A 22,129-nucleotide genomic window follows, 5' to 3' on the forward strand; every position below is an offset into this window, starting at 1 on the left:
TATGCCCACCTACTTAGTTGTTTCAGAACTGAATCACAAAGGGTAAGAGTTCTTTTTGGAGGGCTTGTTTATTTACAGTGGGTAAATTAGTGACATGGTTAATCATTATTTGGTAATTGTTTCATTAAGTCTTGACATTCTTGTGCTAAAGGAAGTTGTAATTCTGTAGCGATCGCTAAAGCTTGAGTGCAATAGTCATTAGCCAAATGATAATTACCTAATTTTTGATGTACTTTAGCTAAGTTATTGAGAACTTCGGCTTGGGCAGAAGGATCGCCAATATTTATAAAAATCTCTAGCCCTTTTTTGAAATTTTCCAAAGCTTCTGAATACTGCTCAAGTTTTATTAAACTTTCTCCCAAATTACACAACACTGCTCCTTCTCTCCAGTTATCTCCCATCTCCTGTGCAATAACTAGATATTGCTGATAGTAATCAACGGCTTGGATATAGTCTCCTAGTGAACTATAGGCACAACCTAGACCGCTTAGTGCTGTCATTTTTCCCTTTCGGTAGTCACTTTCTTCTGCAATAATCAAACTTTGCTTAAGGTATTCAGTTACTCGTCCGTAATTTCCCAGGGAATCGTAGACAAGTCCGAGACCGCTTAATGCAGAGCTTTCTCCCTGTCGGTCGCCAATTTCCCTAGCCATAAGCAAACTCTGCGAAAAATATTCAATGGCCTCGTCATAATTTCTTAAAGAATCGTAGGCAACTCCAAGAGAGCCATAAGCTACGAATTCTCCCTTTTTATAGCCTGTCTCTCTTGCAATAAGCAAATTATATTTATAGCAATTAATAGCCTTTTGATAGTTTCCGATGGAATGGTAATATTGCCCTAGAGAATGGTAAAAACTATCCAAATTCTCCAAACCCTTCAAAGCCTTACCTTTAAACTCCTGATGATTTATCTCTTGTGCAATTATCAAACTCTGCCTGAAATAATCAATAGCTTTGTCATAGTTTTTTAGGTAATAGTAGGTACTACCTAAATTGCATAGAGCGCCACATTCTCCCCATCTGCTACCAATTTTACGTGCTATAGCTAAATCCTGCTCATGGTAATTACTTGCTTGTTTGTATTCTCCTATAAAATCATAGGCAAGACCCAATCCTCCCAAGGCTATTGCTTCTCCTTCCTGGTTTCCAATTTCTCGTGCAATAACTAAACTTTGTTGATAATAATTAATAGCTTGTTCAAAATATTTTTGGGAATAGTAAACATTGCCAAGGTTGCCTAATACTGAACCTTTTCCTCGCCTGTAACCAATTTCTTGTACTAACCTTAAAGCCTGGTTATAGTAATCAATGGCTTGCTCATAATCTTGCATCAAATAGTAAGAACTGCCTAAATTTACCAGTATTTCACTTTCTATTTCTCTGTTTTCAATCTTCTGTATCAACACCAAGGCTTGCTGATAGTAATCAATAGCTTGGTTATAATCTCCTCGAAAATAGCAGACACTACCCAAATCTCTTATAGTCTCAGCTTCTCCTTTTAGATCATTAATCTCTCGTGCGACTGTCAAACTCTGCTGTTGATAATCAAAGGCTTTGTCATAGATTCCTAATAAACTGTAGACATTTCCCAAATTTCCCAATGCCTCACCTTCTCTCTGTCTGTCGCCAATTTCCAGTGCTAACGCCAACGCTTGCTGATAGTAATCAATGGCTTGGTCATAATCTGCTCGAAAATAGTAAGTATTTCCTATACAATTACAAAAAATAATATCCAAGTCAGGATTTAACTTGCCTAAAACTCTAATGTATAGGTTAAATTGTTGACCATAGTAACCCCAGGTATCAAGTTGAGCGTGCAATTCTTGATTAGTAGAAGTATTAATAGAAGTAAAAATAATTTTGTTAGCTCGCTTCCAATCTTCTACTTCACACAGATGAAAAAACGCCTCTAATAACCCTTTAACTTTATCTAAATTAGAAGCTTCAGGTAATGCTTGATATTTGGTTAGCCAGTTAATAACCGCTCTGTACTGAGTACGTTTCCATCGAGTTTTGATAGATTTGATAGTCGATGGATCAATTGATAAGTGCTCTAAAATTGATTTACCAGATGGTAAGAGTTCTATTTGAGAAGTTTCTTGTTTTATAGTGTTTGGATTAGCTTCGTTATTTGTCATTACTCTTTATTTTTTTGATTAATTCTTGACATTCTTGGACTAAAGGAAGTTCTAATTCTGTGGCGATCGCTAAAGCTTGATTACAATATTCATGAGCAAGATGATAATTACCTAATTTTTGGTGAACTTCTGCCAAATTATAAAGAGTGATAGCTTCATGATATATATCATCAATTTTTCTAAAAATTTCTAGAGTTTTATACAAAAAATTTAAGCCTTTTAAATTCTGTTCCAGTTTGATGAGAGTTGAACCTAAATTACCAAGTATTGAAGCTTCTTGCTGAAGATTACAAAATTTATTGACTATAGTTAAACTTTGCTGATAAGATTTAAGAGCTTGGCGATAATCTCCTAACTTATAATAAGCATTACCTATATTGTTCAGTACTGTATCAAGGTTGTTCGGTTCCCCAATTTCTTTACCAATAACTAAACTTTGCTTATAAGATTTAAGAGCTTGGTGATAATCTTCTAGCTTATAGTAAGCATTCCCAATATTGCTCAACGACTTATATTCCCCCTGTTGATCGCTAATTTCTTTAGTAAGAAACAAACGCTGTTTATGGTATTCAATTGCCTGTTGATAGTTTTCTTGGGCATAGTATGCAGAGCCTAGATTAAACAGTGCATCCGATTCTCCTCTTCGATCGCCTATGGTTTGTGTAATAGCTAAATCTTTCTCAAAGTATGAAATGGCTTGGGTATAGTTTCCCAAAGAATAATAAGTAAGACCAAGACTAACCAAGGCGGCTCCTTCTCCAGCAAGATCGCCAATAGCTTTTGCACTTGCTAACCACTGCTGGAGATAATCAATGGCTTGGTCATTCTTTCCTAGAGAACAGTAAGCATTACCTAGACCTCCTAGAGCTTTTCCTACCAACTGCTGATTACCAATAGTCTGGGCAATAGCCAACTCCTGCTCATAATAATCAATGGCTCGATGATTTTCTCTTAGATGAAGATAAACATTACCCAGATTACCTAGTGTTGTAGCTTCTCCAGCAGGATCTCCAATTTTCCGCGCAATGTTTAGACTCTGTTGTTGATATTTAATCCCTTGATTACTCTCCCCTAGAGCAAAGTAGGCAATGCCTAAACCACTAAGTGCTGCTGCTTCTCCTTGGCGATCGCTAATTTCCCGTGCAATAGTCAAATTTTGCTCGAAGTATGAAATGGCTTTAGAATAGTCTCCCAATGAATGATAAACATTTCCCAAATTACATAAAGCCGTTTCTTCCCCGGCACGTTCATCAAGTTTCTGTGTAATTGTCAAACACTGCTCGAAATACAAAATCGCACGATGGTAATTTCCTAGTGAATAGTAGGCTATACCTAAACCATTCAGTGCTTCTGTTGCTTCTTCTCTATCTCCTATTTCTTGTATAATGGATAAACACTGCTTAAAATATGTAATAGCACGAGTGTAATTTCCCAGTGAATTATAGATATTACCTAAACCAACTAACGCACCGTATTTACTAACCAATTCTTCAGTTTTTTGTGTAATACACAAAGATTGCTCAAAATATGAAATAGCACGGGAATAGTCTCCTAGCGAAATGTGACTATTACCCAAATTAATCAAAGCATTTGCTTCCCATTGCCAGTAGTCAACTTCTCGTACATTGGTCAAAACTTGCTCATGGCAATGAATCGCTTCGTGATAGTTGCAAAGTTCATTGTAGACATTGCCTAAACCATCAAAACAAAAAGTATCTAAACTAGAATTTAAGTTGCCAAGAAGTTTGCTATACAAATTAACCAGTTCTCGATAGTAACTCCAATGGTACAGTTGGTTATATAACTCCTTATGAGGAGACGTATTAAGGCTAATAAAAAGAATGTTACTTGCTCTTTGATAATCTTCTAATTCACACAAATGGTAAAACGTTTCTAATAATCCTTTGACTTTCTCTAAATTAGAAGCATCTCCATTAGGCTGATATTTCGTCAGCCAATTTATAATTGCTCGATACTGACTTCTTTTACTACGCGGTTTGATTAATTTTACCTTAGCTGAATCAATATCAATGTTTTTCAAAATTGACTCACCATAAGGTACAAGTTTGACCTGGTCTGAAGCATTTTTTTCTTTATTATCTACCTCTAGTTGATTATTCATTTTATTAATTTTAGTAATTCTAAACATTTTTCAGGACAAGGAATATTTAGCCATTGAGATAATCTTAAAACTTTTGAAAATAATGATTTTGCTTTTTCAAAGTAGCCATAGTCATAAAAAAATTGAGCTAAATAATAAAAACAAATAGCTTCATTATACCTATCATTAATTTCTTGACAAATTTTTAGGGCTGATTCTAGAGTTTGACAGGCTTTTGAATGTTCCAAAAAGTAAGTTTGAGCTTTTCCCAAGTTACGAAGAGAAGTTGCTTCACTTTGACGGTAGCCAATCTCACGAGCAATAGTTAACTGTTGTTGTGAATATTCAACTGTATGCTCATAATCATTTTGTTGAAGATAGAAAATTGCTAAACCTTCTAATGCCATTGCTTGTCCAATTTTATTATCATTTGACTGTGCAATATGTAAACTTTTTTCAAGATAAAAAAGTGCTTTTTTATTATCTTCAATAGCACTATAAGTAACACCTAAATCACTCATAACCAAGCCTTCACCTATTCGATCTCCAATTTTTTTGGCAATGCTTAAACTCTCAAGATGAGCTTGAAGTGCATTAGAGTCATTACCTAGAAAGTGATAAGTTTTTCCTAAATTACTTAATGCATTTCTTTCTGATTGTAGATCTCCTATTTGTTTAGTAATATTTTGGGAATTTTTAAAGTAGTGAATAGCTTGATTAAAATCGCCTATAGCATTAGATATTTTACCAATGCCTGTTAAAGAAGTTGCTTCCCATCGAGCATCTAATTTTCCCAAAAGCCTCTGATATAAACCAATCGTTTCTTCATAAAAACCCCAAGTTTGTAATTGTTCATGTAACTCTTCATTTGTGGGTGTATTTATACGAATTAGCATTATTGCCTTAGCTTCTAACCATGCTTCTACCTCGCATAAATGAAAAAAAGCTTCTAGCAACCCTTTCAATTTAGCAAGATCGGAAGTCTCTTGATTAGCTTGATATTTTGTCACCCAATTAATAACTGCTCGATACTGACTTTTTTGTGGAATATGTTTAATTAACTTTACTTTCTTTGAATCAATAAGAGCAGCTAAAACTAAATCGCCTGGAAAATCATCTAAATTAATACCTAAACTACATAAGGCTTTTCCTTCTTCTTTTTTATCTTTAATGTCCTGTGCAAGTTGTCTCCATTGCTGACGATAATTAATTGCTTTGTCGTAATTTCCTAAAGCATCATAAGCATTACCAAGACCTTCTAAAAACCGGCAATTCCATTTATCATCTATCTTTCCTAGCAAACTACTATAAATACTAATTTGTTGTTTATAAAGTCCCCAAACTCCCAGTTGGTAATGAAATTTATAATTACTAAAATTCTGATTAGCATTAATATCAATAGATAAAATTTTCTTAACTTTATCCCAATCTTCAACTTGACATATATGATATAAAGCTTCTATATATCCCGTTACTTTTTCTAAATTTGATGGATTATTACCTACTGGTTTATATTTCAACAGCCAGTTTTTGATTGCTTTGTAATGAGCTTTTTTCCAAGGATAAAGATTAGAATTATTTTGTTTCATTAAAATACGATCAATTCCAGCTATTAGCTGTTTTACATGAATTCTATTAATTGAAATATCTAATAGCTGAAAACCAGATTTATGAGATTTTTTTAAGTTTTCAATATTCTTGCTCATAGTTTTCTTAAGTGTTCAAGTGAAACTGCCCTAATCAAATTATGTTGCCTTAATAAATATTCATTATTGTCATCAACACTTTCCTCAACTAAATAACGATCTCTCAACGCATCCAAAGCCCTTTGTTGAGCATCTTCATCAATATCCCAATCTTCTAAATGACTTAACCAAAAATCTTCTGGTACTTCACAGCGATAAACAGAAGACTCACACAACAATAAATAAGCTTCACGAACTCCCTCTTTTAGCCGATTAAACGCCTTCTCAAGTCTAACTTTTACATTGCGGCGTAATTGGCGAGTGTATTTATGTAAATTAAACTGATCATCTGCAGATGCGGTAATTCCTTTAGTTTTTGCTTCTTCAATGGCTTTTTCAACTTCTTCTACTTCCTTTCCATACTTATTCCAATATCCTATAACATTGCCATAAAAAGGACGAGTAACAATTTCACCAGCTATTACCCGTAAAGCTAAAGGATGACCTTCATAAGCTCGTCCAATACGTTCTAAATAAGGTTTACCTTCTGCTTCTTCAGTAACATCTAATCCGGTCTTACCAAATAAGGCTAACTGTTCCGGTTCATCTAATCCGCTTAAAGCTTGACAATACCAAAAATTTTGAGAACGAGTCCCGATAATCGGAATTTGTGCTGGTAAATCCTGTGACGTTAAAATAAAACAACTTTCACAAGTATCAACATTTAACCAAGTTTGAAAGAACTTCACCCAGAACTCATCTATAAAATCACTCCATCCTTCTTCTTCATTCCCCTGTAAAATTCTTTCTAAAGAATCAATTTGAATTAAATAACGATTCTCTTGTAAATGCCTTACCAAACGATACATTAAGCGTTGAGTGTCCTTACGGTCATCAGGAGTCACTACTTCACCACATTTTTCTAGTAATCTGGCAGCCACACTCCCAAAATCAGCAGTTTGTTCCTCATTATCAAAATTTTCTTGGAGATAAGAATTCCAATCTTCAAACCAATCTTCTAGTTCAACGGCTAATCTTTCCCCTAAAGCGGTTTTACCAATTCCTGTAATCCCTACTAAAATCAACAAGCGACATGACCCTTTAAGTTTATTCGTTAAGTCATTGATTAGACTTTTACGACCTACCCAAGCCTCATCATAAGCAAAAAACTTAGGGGTTTTCGTCTTGTTTATAGGTTCTGTAGTAGTAAGTGTCTGAGCTGGTGAATTTAACTCAAGCTTGCCCAAAACCTCAAACGCAAAAGCACTAGCATGACCAGCAGCTATTTCTTGATACCCCCCTTCATCTGCTTCACTCTTCCCATCAATTAAATCAGAAATACCCCGAATAATTAACGCTGAAACCTGTTGATTAGCATGGGCAGCTTGTAAAATACCACGCCCTTCCATTTCCACAGCTAAAGCATCACCATAATTATGCTGAAGAAACTTAAACAAATCTGACTCCTTATTCGCAACTACCTTTTCTCCCGCAGCAATAGGAGCAACAAATACCTTAGGGCTTGCTGAAGAAGAAACTCTAGCTAACCAGTCTGTTTTTTTAGCTTCAGCCCTTGCCCGTTGAATCATCTTATAAGTTGAAATACCTACATCCGGTCTAGGTCTAAAGGTCTCGGCTACCTTACCAGACTCATAACCATAAACCTTAGTAGCAGCTACCACATCCCCCAGTTTGACATCCTTAATGCCTCCAGCTACCCCCACAAACAGAATCACATCAGGATTAAAATAAGCGATCGCCCTTTCTGCTTCCACCGCTGCGGGGGAATTTCCTGCACCTGTCTCCACAATACCCACCTCCCACTCCTGACCATGACTAGAAAATTTCCCCCTCTCATAAATAGTCCCTTGGGGGTGCATCTCCTCCTTCAAGTCAGTGAGATGAGCACGTACTGCCATGTATTCACTCGGAATTGCTGTGAGGATAACCGCACAAGACATACCTTAAACCTGTTACTTGAATTGATTTCCCTTATTTTAGATGATTTCTTTAGATATAGCCTTTGTCCTACTTATAGGGAGCAGGGAGCAGGCAAAAAATCGATCTGTGTACTTGATTAATATGAAAACTGCTGTATAAATGAGATAAAAAAGATGACAGGTAAGCATTCAGCAACGAAAGGGCTATGGACGACCAACAGATACTCCAAGTATTTATGCTCGAATACGAAAAATTGAAAGAAGAGCAAGCCCAGCGTATTGGCTTCCGAGACCAGATGATTTATATAACCCTAGGAATCTTTGGTGGCGTTCTCTCCTTCGCCCTCTCCAATAAAACTAATTCCTATGCCCTTCTAGTTATTCCTTGGGTTTGTCTGATTCTAGGATGGACTTACTTAGTCAACGATGAAAAAATTTCCGCCATTGGCAAATATCTCCGCCTAACTCTAACTGAAAAAATCAAAGCCCACACCGGCCATCCCGACCTTGAGTCTATCTTTGGCTGGGAAATTGCTCATAGAAGCGATCGACGCCGAGAAAGACGAAAAATAGAGCAATTAATTATTGACGAAATTACCTTTGTTTGCTCAGGTTTACTCGCATTATTTACCTTCTGGTTTTCTGGAACTACTCTCCCCTGGATAGTTCATTTCATCTGCGCTGTTGAGTTTATCCTATTGCTAATCTTAGGTATAGAAATTGTCATTTATGCTGACTTAGATAAAGGTCGATAGGCAGTCGGGAACAGGGAACAGGGAACAGGGAACAGGGAACAGGGAACAGAGCCTCGTAGGGTGTGTTAGGGACGGATGCTGCTGGCGAATTCGTGAAACCCTTATTCTTCCGTAATCTGCTCCCCTCTCCCAAGGTTGGGAGAGGGGCTGGGGGTGAGGGCTGATGGGGCTTCTTGGAATGTTCACGAAATATTTCGCCAACAGCATCGTCCCGTAACGCACCGTCAGAGTTGGCATAGCTATAATAATCAGTATTCTGATAATCAGCATCTCCTCTTCTTGTCTAACTAATTTGCCACCCTAGCAGAGCCATCTTCTCAAAATGTCAAATCGAACTTATGGAATTATCGGCACCGGAGCTATTGGCGGATTCTACGGTGCCAAACTGCAAAAAGCCGGTCATAAAGTCAGCTTTTTACTCCGTAGCGACTACCACCATGTCGCGGAAAACGGTTTAATTATCAAATCAGTAGATGGTGATTTTACTCTGCCGGAAGTCGATGCCTATAACGATGTTAAAAAAATGCCCAATTGCGATGTGATTGTAGTGGCATTAAAAGCAACGCAAAATCATGTTTTGGCAGACCTATTACCGCCATTAATAAACAAAAATACCATAGTATTGCTCTTACAAAACGGTATCAATTTCGAACCAGAAATTGCCAACATCATAGAAAATAATACCCTAATCAGTGGGTTGTGTGTTATTTGTTCTAATAAAGTAGGGCAAGGCCAGATTAACCACATCGACTATGGTAGTATTATCCTAGGGCAATATGCGGCTAACTATCAAGCGGCTGGCATTACAGAACAAATGAGCGAAATCGCTAGGGATTTTGAAACCGCAGGAATTCCTATTGAGTTGAACGAAGATTTGCTCTTAGCTAGGTGGAAGAAGTTAGTTTGGAATATTCCTTATAATAGTCTTTCCGTAATTTTAAATGCCAGAACAGATGAAATCATGGCCAATGCCGATACGCGGCTTCTAGCAGAACAAATAATGCAGGAAGTGCTAGCAGGGGCAAAGAGTTGTGCGCGGATAATAAGCGATCGCTTTATCCAAAAAATGCTCGACCATACCGAAAACATGAAACCTTATTTAACCAGCATGAAACTGGATTTTGATGGAAAAAGACCCTTGGAAGTTGAGGCAATTGTCGGCAATCCTTTGGGGATGGCAAAGAAAGCAGGAGTTGATTTGCCCATGATTTCTATGCTTTATCGACAGTTGAAGTTTTTGGATATTAGGAATCGGCTATAGTGCATCTCATAGTCAGTCAATGTAGGGTGGGCAGTGGATCACACAGATTCCAAACCTTGCCATTGGATTGATAGGCACTGCCCACCATAGGATGAATCACTTAACCCAGATTTACTAATCAAAAAAAAGTAGAGACTGCATCAATAAAATCTCTACCAAATCGGATAGTTTTGAACACAAATGATTAAGGCAATAGGCAATAGACATCCTAGCAATAGTAAAGAGGGTTTTAAGGTAATCATATCCCCCCCTTATTAAGGGGGGCTAGGGGGGATCTCTACTCCCTGTTCCCTACTCCCTACTCCCTACTCCCTACTCCCTACTCCCTACTCCCTGTTCCCTATTCCCTATTCCCTTTTCCCTAAACAGTCACCGAAGGTTTACTACTTATATTTTCCACTAAATTGTCAGCAATCCCAGTCTCAGGAAATGCGCGCTTAATCACATAGGATTCTAACAGTGTGCGCAGCCAACTTGGGCACCAGCGACGCTGACAGAAATCCAATAACTTTCTCTCGAAACTACCTTCTTGAGTTGACCACTTAGCCGGGAGTTGACGATTCTCAATCACCCACCTCCAAATCGACCACATTGAAGGATCATCTTTTGCCAAATTCCACTTTTTGACTTGACGAGAGAACACATCTCGTACAGACTGTTCATTCCATTTAAATACATAAAATGGCACATCATCCTGGTCAAACCGAGTGATCTGTCGAGGATTGAGGAAAGTGATTCTAGAGTTTGGTTCCAGGAAAATTTTCTCTCCTAAATTCGTTGCCTGCATACATAAATCGGTATGACTTGCCAAGCTATCAAAGACTTCATCGAGTTCAATAGACTTGATCAGAGAATGACGAGCTAGGATACAATGAAACTCAATAGAATCTACTGGGGTACGATGTAAATCCTGCTCAACATCCCGTAATTTAGTAGCGTAGAGCAACTGCTTTTGCTCAAACCACTTTTTACCATGCTTTCTTTGGTGAAACTTGGTTTTAATCCCAGCAACATGTACCTCAATATCAGGGGACCCTGGTTGCCCTTGTAAAATTAGGGGAGCAACGATACCAGCTTGCTCTTGTTCAGCACACTCAACCAAACCTTTTAACCAACCAGGCTCTACAATCACATCATTGTCAATAAAAACAATGTAATCCGCATCCTTAACAAACGGTAGAGCTATGTTACGAGCAACATTTGATCTCAAATAGCGTCCCCGATGGATCAAAGTCATGAATTCATGTTTATCTGCCTGCTGTTGCAGATACTCATGCACAGATGATGGAGCATTGCCATCTACATAGATTAGCTCAAAAGGATAAGAAGAATAATCAGCAATAATACTGTCTAAGGAAGGCTTTGTTAAACTAAACCGCTCCCTCTGAGTCACGATTAATGTTACCTTAGATAAACCCATAAGCTGATAGATTAACCACGTTATGATGTGCTTCAAGTCTATCAGTTACAAGCAAAAAAAGCCCACTACTTTAGTATTACTAAATCAAGAATTCTGGATAATTATCGCCGTTCTTAAGCAATGCTAAATTAATTGAGAGAATTTTGTTCCCGACTCCCGACTCCCGACTCCCTAAAACCTGTGACTCCCCATCTCCCCATCTCCCCATTTCCCCATCTCCCCATCTCCCCACACCTCCCACACTTCCCTCTCTTTCCCTATTCCCTACTCCCTATCTCCCCATCTCCCCACACTTCCCACACCTCCCACACTTCCCTCTCTTTCCCTATTCCCTATCTCCCTACTCCACTAGTAACTTTATGGTTCTTTGCTGGGGTTTGATCCACAGGAGTATCTACCGCTGAATACCCCCTGCCAGTATCCACAGGAACAGGAGGTTGTAGCTGCTTGATATCGTTGATAACTGCTCCCAACAGTACCTCGTTTTCATCTAACTCTTCGATTACCTGAGATAAAATACTTCCCTGGGTATAGCCTGGTCGAGTAACTAACACAATCCCATCAGTAAATGGTTGTAGTAATAGGGCATCATTACAACGGGACAGACTAGGAGAATCAACCACAACAAAATCAAAGCGACCACGAGCATCTTCCAGCAAATGCTTCATTTCACTCGATTCTAGGATTCCCGCAGCTTTGCGCTGGGGACCGAGACTAGGGAGAATATAGAGATTTTCAAAATCTTGGGCTAAATGAATACATTCACTCTTAGAGCCATAGAAGCGCAAAGGTTCCAGTGGCGCGTCCATTAGGTGAATCACTTCTTGAGATTGAGCGACAGAATGCGATCGCAAATCCCCTTCTACCAACAGAGTACGCATACCGGCCTGGGCAGATGCGATCGCTAAATTGTAAGCCACGATCGTCTTTCCTTCATTCCCTGCCGTACTAGTCACCAACACCACTTTTACCGCAGGTTCCTCCCGCAGACGAAGATTAGTGCGGAACCGTTCGTAGAACTCCAACTCCAAAGCCTCTGGTCGAGTTATTATAGCAGCTTCACCCCGGTAGGACTTGATACCGATTGTCGGTAAATCCCCCAATAATGGCACACCATTGTCCCGAAGTATGGGCTTAACATCCTCTGGCGTGTATAAAGTATTATCCAGGGTTGATAGCAGCAGAATCACACCAGCACCTACAACAATACCGATTACACCACCTATTGCCAAAGTAACGATCGGATTACTTGCTGTCTGGGCCTGAAGTGCTCTCGGTTCTGCAATCCCAGCGATCGCAAGACTACTCTCAGTCTCCGCCTCAGCTATTTTGGTATCTGCTAATGCCGCCTGCAACCGATTGTAAAATTCCTGCTTAAAAGCCACTTGCTGAGCCAGTCGCCCTCGCTCCAGCTGCTTATTGGGCAGCTGCTGATATTGCTGTCTTAGTTCCTGTTCCGTTTTTTCGGTAGCTACCAACTGCCGTTGAAGTGATTCCCGCTGGGTTTGCAGAGCTACCAGCTGATTAGCCAGTGCCTGCCGTGCCGGGTCGAGGGTACTGTCTTGGCGGATTTGACTGGGCAATGGAGAGGTAAACCCATTACCACCGAGAACTTCACCAGCACGTTCTTGAAGTAAAGTCTCGTAAGTCTGTTGCTGTTTGCGCAACTCAATCATAGTTGGATGTTGCGGACGCAACTGCCCCTTTAGCAGTTCCATCTGTGTCTCAGTATCCAGAATCTGAGCTCGCAGACTAGCAATGATCGGGTCAGCACTAAGGGCAGAAGACGTATAAGCTTGGTCAGGGGTCAAACCTAGCCGTTCGATTAAGCTAGAATATTGAGCCTCAACCCCCTCTAGCTGTATCTCAAGACTACGTTGTTGTTGTTGGCTACCAGTAATCCCACCCACTAACGTCCCATCTTGAGCAGCAAATAAAGCTGGTCCTTGTACACGGTCATACTGTTCCAGTTTTTGTTCCGCTTCCCTTAGTTCCTGCTCCGCCTTAGGCAAACGTTCTTCTATCGCTTCAATAATCCGTCTTAGTTGTGCTGTGTTGATAAAACGGCTCTGTTCCACCATTTTCTCCATCAGCATTTGGACGATGGTTGCAGAAATTTCCTTATTCTTATCCCTATAGACTACCGAAATAAATTGTGGTCCTTCTGGTTTTGGCAATTTCACCACTGTATTTTTAACAATGTCTTTGGAGCTGACTTGCATCCCAGCTGCTACTTCCTTAACCACATTGTCTGCCAGAAGCGTTTCCGGTGTCGCCCTTTGTTTACCTTGTTCTGAAATCTGTACCCCTGTCTGGGAAAATACCTTCACAGGAGTGGTATATATCAAGCGACCTTCAGCTCGGTAAATCGGAGCTGGCGTTGGCTGTATAGCCACAATGCCGGATATGCCAGTAATCAGGAAAAACGTGGCAAAGCCGATTAACTTATGCTGATTGAGAGCAATCAGGTAACGTGTGACAAAAGGGGGAGTCATAAGTAGTTTCCGCTATTGTTAAGGCAGCAGTCATAGAAAAATCCTGTAGCCTATTCCTATTTTTAGCGCTGAGTCAACAGGGACTCTGAGCACCAGTTACAAACCAAGACAGCTAGTGGAGTTTTCTGTCCATTCATTAAGGTATCCGGAGATTTTTGTCCTGTCGATGGAAAAGCTAACCCCCTAGGGGAGAGGTGCCATCGATTTCTTGTCCCGTCATACCCAAAGCTTTTCAAAACAGGTCTTGTATTTCCTCAAAAAAGTTCTGGAATCCCAGAAAATCACTAAAGGGTCGAGTCACCAGACTCAGAGCGGCAGAAATCTTAGCAACAAGACTTCGACCCACCACGATCACATCGTCATTTTGAAGTGGCACATTTTGGGAAACATCACCCTTTAGTAGCTTTTCCCCATCTAGTTTTTGAGTAACTGCTTTGCCCTGTTCTGGATCAAAACGAATTAAGGCAATGCTATCCAAATCAGCATTATCTGGGTTAGGAGAAATTGCTGTTAAAGCATCAATAAACGTACTACCATTAGCTAATGTCAAGTTACCAATTGTGCCATTAGGATAGCTCAACACTCGAATGCTGATTTGTTGTTGAGCTAGATTAGAACGAGCTACCAGCTGCCGATCATAATCGGTAGTATTACCCACCTCCAACTTTCGCACAATAATAGCATCCCCATCCCGGAGGTTCAATTCCGATGGAGTTGTCCCATTTTGCAGCGGTGTCAGCAAATCAATTTCTCGCTCAATGATGGAATTATTCACCACCGACTTACGACGAATCAAAATAGTCCGCAAATCAGCAATCGTAGTCGTACCACCCGCAGCAGTTAGGGCTTGATTCGGTTGAGTTCCTGGTGCCAGGGGGTAATAGCCTGGTCGAAACACCTCACCACTCACCGTAATCTGAACCTGTGGTGTACTCAGTAGGCTCACAACTACTTCAGGATCAATCACAAATTCATTTAAGACATTTTGAATTATATCTTGAGCCGCCTCTAGAGTAAGTCCCACCACTCGTAGCTTACCGAACAGCGGTACCACAATATTTCCGTCAGAATCAATAGCACTTTGAAAAGCCAGATTCGGAAAATTTGTCACACTCACTGCGATTACATCTTCTCGCCCTAGGTAGTGGCGATTAAATTCATCAGATGGACTCACCTGTGACAGAGTCTCTGGGTAGCCCAAAGGAGGTAATATTTCCTCCAACTGTTCTAATCGATTCTCCTCTGAGACCGGTTCAGGGTTGCTCAACGGTGGTGGAGGTGGCAACGTTTCCGTTACCTCTATGGTCTCAGGGGTTGTCTCAGGGGTTGTCTTAGGGGTTGTCTCAGGGGTTGTCTTAGGGGTTTCCAGTTCAGTCCTTTCCCTTTCCCCTGATTCAACAGTTTCCCTTGTTTCCCGTTCCATGGAACTAAACGTAGGCAACTGAGCGCGATCGCTAATCCCATCGCCAAGATTTTGAACTGATGTCGGTAAATTTCCGACAAGCTTAGCCAAACCAGGGCTGACCCAAACTCCAGAACTAACCAGCCAGAATAATACGGTACCCCCAAACAAAGATAAATTCAGAACTTGGTTACCAAACCTGTGGGTGTCAGTTGTCATTTTCCAATGGTCACGTATCATCTCAAGTCTGAAATCTCAAGTCTGAAGTGGGAAGTATAAAGTCTGAAGTGGTAAGTCTGAAGAGGCAACTCTGACGTTTAACTTCTAGTTGTCGATAAACGTTTTAGTCAACCCTAAGTGTTTCAGCAATAAACCCATTTCACCCTTGATCCTTTATTCCTCATCCTTGAGCCTTCATCCTTCATCCTTGAGCCTTCATCTTTGAGCCTTGATCCTTGATACTTTCAATACTACTAGCTTCCTCCGCAAAAGGATCGCTCATCAAAGCAGTCTGAACCATTTTACTGAGAGATTCGGCTATTGGCCTAGAATTTTCCAGATCACCCAAAGGTTCTATGGGAATTTGGATATTCACCGCAACCCAAGGCACCCGTTTCCGGTGTAACTGAGCCAATTGATCAGCCCAGAACCAACGGCTAGGAGCAGGATTACCACCTTCTCGCCAGGCATACCATTGTACTATTGCGAAGGTTTGCCGCTGATTCCACGCACGAAAGAAACGCGCGTTAACCACACTTTTGGGGTGGCTTTTGGGCTGGGTTGTGATGGTCGGATCAGCCTCGGTCTTCCCCTCAACATCAGATCCGTTGACCACAAACTTGATTTGACTATAAGAATCCGTCTTCCATTGTCCCAATCGTTGTCTCATAAATCCGCTAATATCTTCCCATTCTACCTGTGGCTGGGATTTAGGACCATTTTGGGGAAGCAAAAATAACCACACTGGTTTTTGCTGATCCTGCTCTATGAACTGCAAAGACCATTTATGGCCGCCAATCCTTATGGTTTGTTGCTCAACAGTTTGCCAGTCAGATAGTTCTATTCCCGTCTTGCGGATAACTTTTATCTGTTGGAGGTTAGTCACTGGTGGCAGTTTTGCCCAAGGCCAGTTTCCTGTCAAGTAACCTGGTACTGCTCCGATTATTACCAAGACTAACAGCAACACCAGTAAGACTCCCCTGGAGATTTGCCAGGGCTGGATTAACTTAATTAAACTTACTGATTTCATGATTCTATAGCGTTTCTCAGACTTATGAGGTACCTTCAAGTTTCTTACCCCGTCTTGATGCAGTCGCTCATGGGGGAAACCCCCGCGTGAAGGCGCTGCATCGCTATTCCCTACTCCCTACTCCCTATTCCCTAAAATCCTGAATTTTTTATCTCACCCCATTGAGAACTGCTATATAACGTTTAATCTTGATGCTTAGCCAAGGGAGTCAAGTTGGCTGTCTGAGGGCAAGTATTTTTCAATGAACTTCATTAATAGAACCAACATCACTAACATCATCGCTGAATACAGGTCGCCGCCCCAGCTTTCATGGAGCCAATGAAATGCGTTATCTTGCCCACTGCCATGGAAAAACGTAAGCACACTATTGCGGACAATATTCGCACTAACACTGATAAGCACCGCACCGGATAACAGCCAAATAGTCTTTAGACGTGACTCAATAGCACCGCTCCAGTAAAGCAACATCAAACTCACATACAGGCAAGTAAATAACATCTTAAGACCAGCACAGTGGGGGGCTACCTCCACAATTCGGTCACTTACGAACAAGTTAATCCCTTCGAGTCTGACATTCATCCCAAACTGAGTCAGAATAAAGGCAGCCATGGCAGCAATAAAGCGTTGTAGGGGCAAGATATAAGGTTCAATCAAATAGGGAACTGCTGTTGGAGTTGCCAAAGCCACTAGCAGCAAAGGAAAACTTTGTAGCTTAAAGCCACCAATCCCTTTTAACCATAGGCTCATACCAGCTAAAACTATTGGAAACGATAAATTTACCAGTTCTGATTGACCGCTAAGATAGCTTACTGCTCCAATGATCAGTAAGACTACACCAAAGGGATGCGCTGTATCAGTAAGCTTATGCCACCGTCGTCGGTTCATCCACACAATATTGGCAGCAAACGGTAGCCCAATCAAACCATGGCTAAAGTATTCATGGGTAATGCTGATACTTTTGTTGAGCCAGCCATCATACCAATGCATCAGCACAGGACCATAAATAATGACTAGCAAAGCGATGATCAAACCGTCCAGTAGATAGCGATCAATGGCAATAGGAATTTTGCGTCCAATTTGCATAGTTTAATGATTAATAACTAATGGCTCAAGCACGCCTAATAAATTAGCTAACCCATCAACAACCTGCTCAATCTGCTCCTTGCTCAAGTTGGGATAAATTGGTAGAGATAAAATCTCATTGCACAGAGCTTCCGCATGGGGAAAGTCACCGGCTTGATATCCCAAGTACTTGTAAGCTGGCTGGAGATGGCAAGGAATTGGATAATGAATACCGGTTTGAATTCCCACTGAGGCCAGAGCATCCTGGATACTCTCTCGGTTAAAAGGACATTGTTGACCCACCCGAATCACATAAAGGTGGTAGACATGACCTGGCCCGCTGTGGTTTTCTATGGGCACAATCCCCTGATCTTCCAAAGCCTTGAGTAGATTGTCGTACTGCCCAGCTGCCCAGTACCGTGACTGGTTCCACTCAGTCAAATAAGGCAGTTTAACATTGAGAATAGCAGCTTGTAACGTATCTAAACGGCTATTTTTGCCGATGTCGGTATGAAAATATTTGCGAGGTGCTCCGTAATTGCGAAGCGATCGCACTTTTTCTGCCACAGTAGCATCATTAGTGATTACCATGCCACCGTTACCAAAGGCACCCAAGTTTTTACTGGGGTAGAAACTAAATGCTGCCGCCTTGCCCACAGAACCAGCATAATAATCCTCTCGCTTTGCTAAGTGAGCTTGTGCTGCATCTTCAAAAATTAGTAAGTTGTGGGCATCAGCAAATGCCATTAACTCACTCGGAGATACCATCTGACCGTAAAGGTGCACAGGGACAATTGCCTTGGTTTTGGCTGTAATTGCTTGTTTGGCACTATCGAGATCAATTAGAGCAGTACGAGGGTTGCAATCCACCAAAATTGGCGTAGCACCAGCAGCTATGATGCCCATCACTGTAGCGATAAAGGTGTTAGCAGGACAAATCACTTCATCCCCAGCCCTAATGCCACAGGCTTGTAATCCAAGTGCGATCGCATCGGTGCCAGACCCCACTCCGATACCGTATTCGACACCAGAAGCAGCCGCAAACGCCTCCTCAAAATTGATCAACGCTTTACCTAGAACAAAATCTCCCTGCTGCACTACAGCTTGAATTGCCTGGTTTAGCTCGGTTTGAATAGGTTCGTGTTGTTGAGCTAGTGAAACGAAGGGAACTTTGACCGGAACTTGGTAACTCATCTATTTTGTATAGGACTTGATAGTACACTGTATCGGTATTAACAGCACAGATTCACATCATTATTCTCTTCTTGAATGTATGTTGAATCTACATGAGTTAACACCTTATAACTGTCAAGATTTGGTAAAGTTTTAGCCACTGGTAGGAGTGAGTTATTGGGGCTTTGACCATAGCAGAATATAACTGACTCTCGGAAAATTGTATATAAATAAAGCGATCAGCTAATGAAGTGTAAACTTAGTTAGCAGTTTTGGTGGTTTGTCCGCCATTGTCCCATCCCCGGTTTACCCATCCCTACCGTTCTTGATTACAATTACAGCGTTCCCAAAACCACTGTGGCATGACACATCATTACCAAAACCCCTCAAACATCTTACCCAAAAGTGGGCTTTTCCTTTACTTTAGGGGGAATTGGGTAAGATTTTAGGGTTCTGAATTCCTCTGGTTTACCAAACTTAGTCATTAAGGAGTGCTGAGTACAGAGTGTGCTGAATATCTCCTGCTGACCAATCCGGTAAATGCTTCGCGCTTATTCGTGTTCTCTAAGAACTATGCTGTTGCGATCGCTTATTTTTGTAAGCCTTACTGGGTCTTATCTTCCATTTTCTTTACCATTTCTTCACAAAATTCTTCACAAAGTCTTTACTGATTTTTTATTTTGGGCTAACCACTTAAGGCAAGATAATTAGAAGAGCCCTTCCCTTGATAGCCTGATTCCAAATCCACGTTTATAACTCCCTGTAAGCCATGCAAAGCGCGAGTGGGGGTTTCTAGGCCAGCACGGTCTTCGGGAGGGGCTGCGTAGTTCACCTGCGTCCGCACCTGTCTTGATGCAGTCCCTCATCGGGGCAACACCCAAGACCCCACTGGCTCCTGAATATCGGCCTGCATCACTTTGCTGAAGTTTGGAGGTAATTCGCCAACACTATTAATTTGGAAACACCGTTAGAGCAGCGGCTATAGCCTTAAAAGAATTGCTTCTCATTTTTTCCTAAACAGCTTATAAATTCTATAGCTGATTAATCCAGTATTATGTGCCAAAACTAGCTCCTAGCTAATTAAGGATTTCAGATTTACCCATAGAGTGTTATAATACATATATATTTTTACATTTAATTCACACAATCTTTAAAATTAAATTATTGAAAATTAACAGCTGTTTTTGATAAGCTTTCCGGTAGTTCCTTTATAAAAACAGGTAGTGGGGCATAGTAGCATGGCTGGACCCAATATTTTGGTATAGTCCTATGGTGTTTACATTTGAGTTATGAACAAAGCACCCTTTTGAAATAATACTTTCAGCTAGTTTGAATTTCACGACTCATTTATAAACTTTATCTATAAAATAGATACTCTTATACTATATAGATAATTTTGATACAACCAGCAACACCATTAGCGTTATCTAAAATAACAGATAGAGACCTATAAAGCTTAGGTATCTATTAATTATCTGCCTTTATCAAGAAATTTTTTATGCAGAAATCAACACTTAAAAAACTATCTAAGATTACAGCAGTAGTGGAATTGATAGTTTTTATAGCTATATGAATAAAACCAATGAAAGGGAATGAACAGCAGGAGATACTCTAATTGTTAGGACTAATTATTGCCTGGTGCAAAAGGTCAGATGAATTTAGTTTTTTTGTCTGTATTATTAGAGATAATAGCGCCTAAGCACGTCTGTCTAACCTACTGCTCTATGGAGATTAATAGCTTTTGGTATATTCGTTGTTGCTTCAGTCCATAAGCATTAACATACAAAGCAGATTGACTATCTAGTCATCAACGCTATAACGTCAAAAGTTAAACCAAACTCTTTGAATTAGTAAAGAGAAAATTTTTCTCTTAAAAGTGAAAATTTTTCTCTTAAAAGTGAAAATTCAAACACTAAACTATCTAGGATAATTAGACACCAGTTCCTAAGTAACTGATAGAGCTAACTAACTAGATATAGGTCTTTCGTTCGTGTAGCAATTGTAAAAAGCGATGCATCGCTTGTCCACCTGTCAAAGGTTAACTTGACAGACTACTCGCTCTACCAATAACATTCATGCGCATATTAATCTACTCCTATAATTATCATCCTGAACCGATAGGCATTGCCCCATTAATGACAGAACTAGCAGAAGGTTTGGTCAAAGCAGGGCATCAAGTACGAGTCGTCACTAGTATGCCGAACTATCCCCAGCGTTGTATCTATGATAAATATCAGGGTAAGTGGTATCTGACTGAAGAAAAAAAGGGAGTAATAATTCAACGCTCCTATGTCTGGATTAGACCAAAACCTGGTGTGATGACACGGATACTACTGGATGGTAGCTTCGTCGTGACCAGTTTTATTCAGGCTCTGAGGGGCTGGCGACCTGATGTGATTCTACTGACAGTACCCTCCCTGGCGGTTAGTGTACCAGCTGCTTTACTCGCTTGGTTCTACAACTGCCCAATATTACTGAATTTACAGGATATTTTGCCAGAAGCTGCTGTACAGGTTGGTCTAATTAGAAACAAACTAGCTATCCGTATCTTTGAAGCTTTAGAGAAGTTTGCCTACCACACTGCTCATAAAATTAGTGTGATTTCTGAGGGATTCGTTGACAATTTAGTCAGTAAAGGAGTACCATCAGACAAAATTACCTGTATCCCCAACTGGGCGAATGTTAATGTTATCCGTCCCTTACCGAAAGAAGGTAATTCCTTTCGCACTGCTTACCATCTTGATGACAAGTTCGTAGTACTTTATTCCGGTAATATTGCCCTGACTCAGGGACTGGAAACAGTAGTAAAGGCGGCTACTCTGGTCAGGCATATTCCAGAAATTGTCTTCGTCATTGTTGGAGAATCTAAGGCTATACAGCAGCTACAGCAAGACTGTCAGACTTGCAACGCTAGTAATGTCAAGCTTTTACCCTTCCAACCCCGAGAGAAGTTACCAGAAATGTTGGCAGCAGCAGATATAGGTTTAGTTGTGCAAAAGCGTAACGTTGTTTCCTTTAATATGCCCTCAAAAATTCAAGTGCTATTGGCTTGCGGACGACCCATCATTGCTTCTGTGCCTTTGAATGGAACTGCAGCACGAGTTGTTCGGAAAAGTGGTGGCGGTGTGGTGGTACCACCACAAAAGCCCCAGGCTTTAGCATCTGCAATTGTCGAATTGTATGAAAACCCTGAGCAGGGGGTATCTCTAGGTAAACAAGGTAGAAAATTTGCTCTGAATCACTTCGCCTATCAAAAGGCTCTTAACCGTTATGAAGCACTATTAACTCAAATTACTAAGAAGCCTCACCATAATTCATTGATTGAATTACAGCAGTTTTCAGATTTATAACCTAGGTGAGACCAGATACATCAAATCAAATCCTGTCCCGTGGTACGTGGTAATTTTCACTGATACTACCGGACTGGATATCATAACCCAATTTAGAA

At 40.5% G+C, this 22,129-nt stretch carries 16 protein-coding genes; 3 read left to right on the forward strand and 13 right to left on the reverse strand.

The window, feature by feature from the left end:
- Positions 1-98: 98 nt before the first annotated feature.
- From F6K52_RS04280 to F6K52_RS04295, 4 genes are read right to left on the reverse strand one after another with little or no spacing between them, the layout of a single operon-like run.
- Entirely contained in the window at positions 99-2,138 is a 2,040-nt protein-coding gene (locus F6K52_RS04280) for a tetratricopeptide repeat protein (protein ID WP_293074518.1), read from the reverse strand.
- The gene (locus F6K52_RS04285; protein WP_293074523.1) at positions 2,128-4,260 is read right to left on the reverse strand and encodes a tetratricopeptide repeat protein; all 2,133 of its coding nucleotides are present in this window, start codon (positions 4,258-4,260) and stop codon (positions 2,128-2,130) included. The genes F6K52_RS04280 and F6K52_RS04285 overlap by 11 nt, the downstream gene beginning before the upstream one ends.
- Positions 4,257-5,945, reverse strand: coding sequence for a tetratricopeptide repeat protein (locus F6K52_RS04290; protein WP_293074526.1), 1,689 nt, complete (start codon positions 5,943-5,945; stop codon positions 4,257-4,259). The genes F6K52_RS04285 and F6K52_RS04290 overlap by 4 nt, the downstream gene beginning before the upstream one ends.
- The gene (locus F6K52_RS04295; RefSeq protein WP_293074529.1) at positions 5,942-7,885 is read right to left on the reverse strand and encodes a phosphorylase; all 1,944 of its coding nucleotides are present in this window, start codon (positions 7,883-7,885) and stop codon (positions 5,942-5,944) included. Before F6K52_RS04295 ends, F6K52_RS04290 begins: the two co-directional genes overlap by 4 nt.
- Positions 7,886-8,070: 185 nt before the next feature.
- Here F6K52_RS04295 and F6K52_RS04300 point away from each other — a divergent pair, with 185 nt between their 5' ends.
- Positions 8,071-8,619: a hypothetical protein gene (locus F6K52_RS04300; RefSeq protein ID WP_293074533.1), complete on the forward strand. Its 549-nt coding sequence runs from the start codon at positions 8,071-8,073 to the stop codon at positions 8,617-8,619.
- Here F6K52_RS04300 and F6K52_RS04305 read toward each other — a convergent pair.
- On the reverse strand, positions 8,602-8,889 hold the full coding sequence (locus tag F6K52_RS04305; protein ID WP_293074537.1) for a hypothetical protein: 288 nt from the start codon (positions 8,887-8,889) through the stop codon (positions 8,602-8,604). The two genes, F6K52_RS04300 and F6K52_RS04305, sit on opposite strands and share 18 nt — an antisense overlap.
- Before the next feature lie 52 nt (positions 8,890-8,941).
- Between F6K52_RS04305 and F6K52_RS04310 the strand changes: the two genes are divergently transcribed.
- The gene (locus tag F6K52_RS04310) at positions 8,942-9,880 is read left to right on the forward strand and encodes a putative 2-dehydropantoate 2-reductase (protein WP_293074539.1); all 939 of its coding nucleotides are present in this window, start codon (positions 8,942-8,944) and stop codon (positions 9,878-9,880) included.
- Positions 9,881-10,241: 361 nt separating this feature from the next.
- Here F6K52_RS04310 and F6K52_RS04315 read toward each other — a convergent pair whose 3' ends face one another.
- From F6K52_RS04315 to F6K52_RS04350, 8 genes are all read right to left on the reverse strand, one after another.
- A complete protein-coding gene (locus F6K52_RS04315) occupies positions 10,242-11,273 on the reverse strand; it encodes a glycosyltransferase (protein ID WP_293074542.1) in 1,032 nt (343 codons plus the stop codon).
- A 106-nt stretch (positions 11,274-11,379) separates the two neighbouring features.
- Positions 11,380-11,532 carry a hypothetical protein gene (locus tag F6K52_RS04320; protein WP_293074545.1) on the reverse strand — a complete coding sequence of 51 codons (153 nt, stop codon included), beginning with the start codon at positions 11,530-11,532 and terminating at the stop codon, positions 11,380-11,382.
- A 100-nt stretch (positions 11,533-11,632) separates the two neighbouring features.
- Positions 11,633-13,795 carry a tyrosine-protein kinase domain-containing protein gene (locus F6K52_RS04325; protein ID WP_293074548.1) on the reverse strand — a complete coding sequence of 721 codons (2,163 nt, stop codon included), beginning with the start codon at positions 13,793-13,795 and terminating at the stop codon, positions 11,633-11,635.
- A gap of 232 nt (positions 13,796-14,027) precedes the next feature.
- Positions 14,028-15,416: a polysaccharide biosynthesis/export family protein gene (locus tag F6K52_RS04330; protein ID WP_293074553.1), complete on the reverse strand. Its 1,389-nt coding sequence runs from the start codon at positions 15,414-15,416 to the stop codon at positions 14,028-14,030.
- A gap of 202 nt (positions 15,417-15,618) precedes the next feature.
- Entirely contained in the window at positions 15,619-16,446 is an 828-nt protein-coding gene (locus tag F6K52_RS04335) for a cyanoexosortase B system-associated protein (protein ID WP_293074556.1), read from the reverse strand.
- Between the two features lie 195 nt (positions 16,447-16,641).
- Complete coding sequence (crtB, locus tag F6K52_RS04340; protein ID WP_293074560.1) at positions 16,642-17,529, reverse strand: cyanoexosortase B; 888 nt, start codon at positions 17,527-17,529, stop codon at positions 16,642-16,644.
- A gap of 3 nt (positions 17,530-17,532) precedes the next feature.
- Positions 17,533-18,702, reverse strand: a complete 1,170-nt coding sequence (locus F6K52_RS04345) for a DegT/DnrJ/EryC1/StrS family aminotransferase (RefSeq protein WP_293074563.1) — start codon at positions 18,700-18,702, stop codon at positions 17,533-17,535.
- A 664-nt stretch (positions 18,703-19,366) separates the two neighbouring features.
- Positions 19,367-19,513 (reverse strand): hypothetical protein, encoded by a 147-nt coding sequence (locus tag F6K52_RS04350; RefSeq protein WP_293074566.1) that lies wholly within the window; start codon positions 19,511-19,513, stop codon positions 19,367-19,369.
- A gap of 1,243 nt (positions 19,514-20,756) precedes the next feature.
- On the opposite strand from F6K52_RS04350, the gene F6K52_RS04355 reads away from it, so the two are divergent.
- Complete coding sequence (locus F6K52_RS04355; RefSeq protein ID WP_293074569.1) at positions 20,757-22,031, forward strand: glycosyltransferase family 4 protein; 1,275 nt, start codon at positions 20,757-20,759, stop codon at positions 22,029-22,031.
- The last annotated feature ends 98 nt before the right edge of the window (positions 22,032-22,129 follow it).

Source organism: Moorena sp. SIO3H5 (assembly GCF_010692395.1).
Taxonomy (GTDB): Bacteria; Cyanobacteriota; Cyanobacteriia; order Cyanobacteriales; family Coleofasciculaceae; genus Moorena.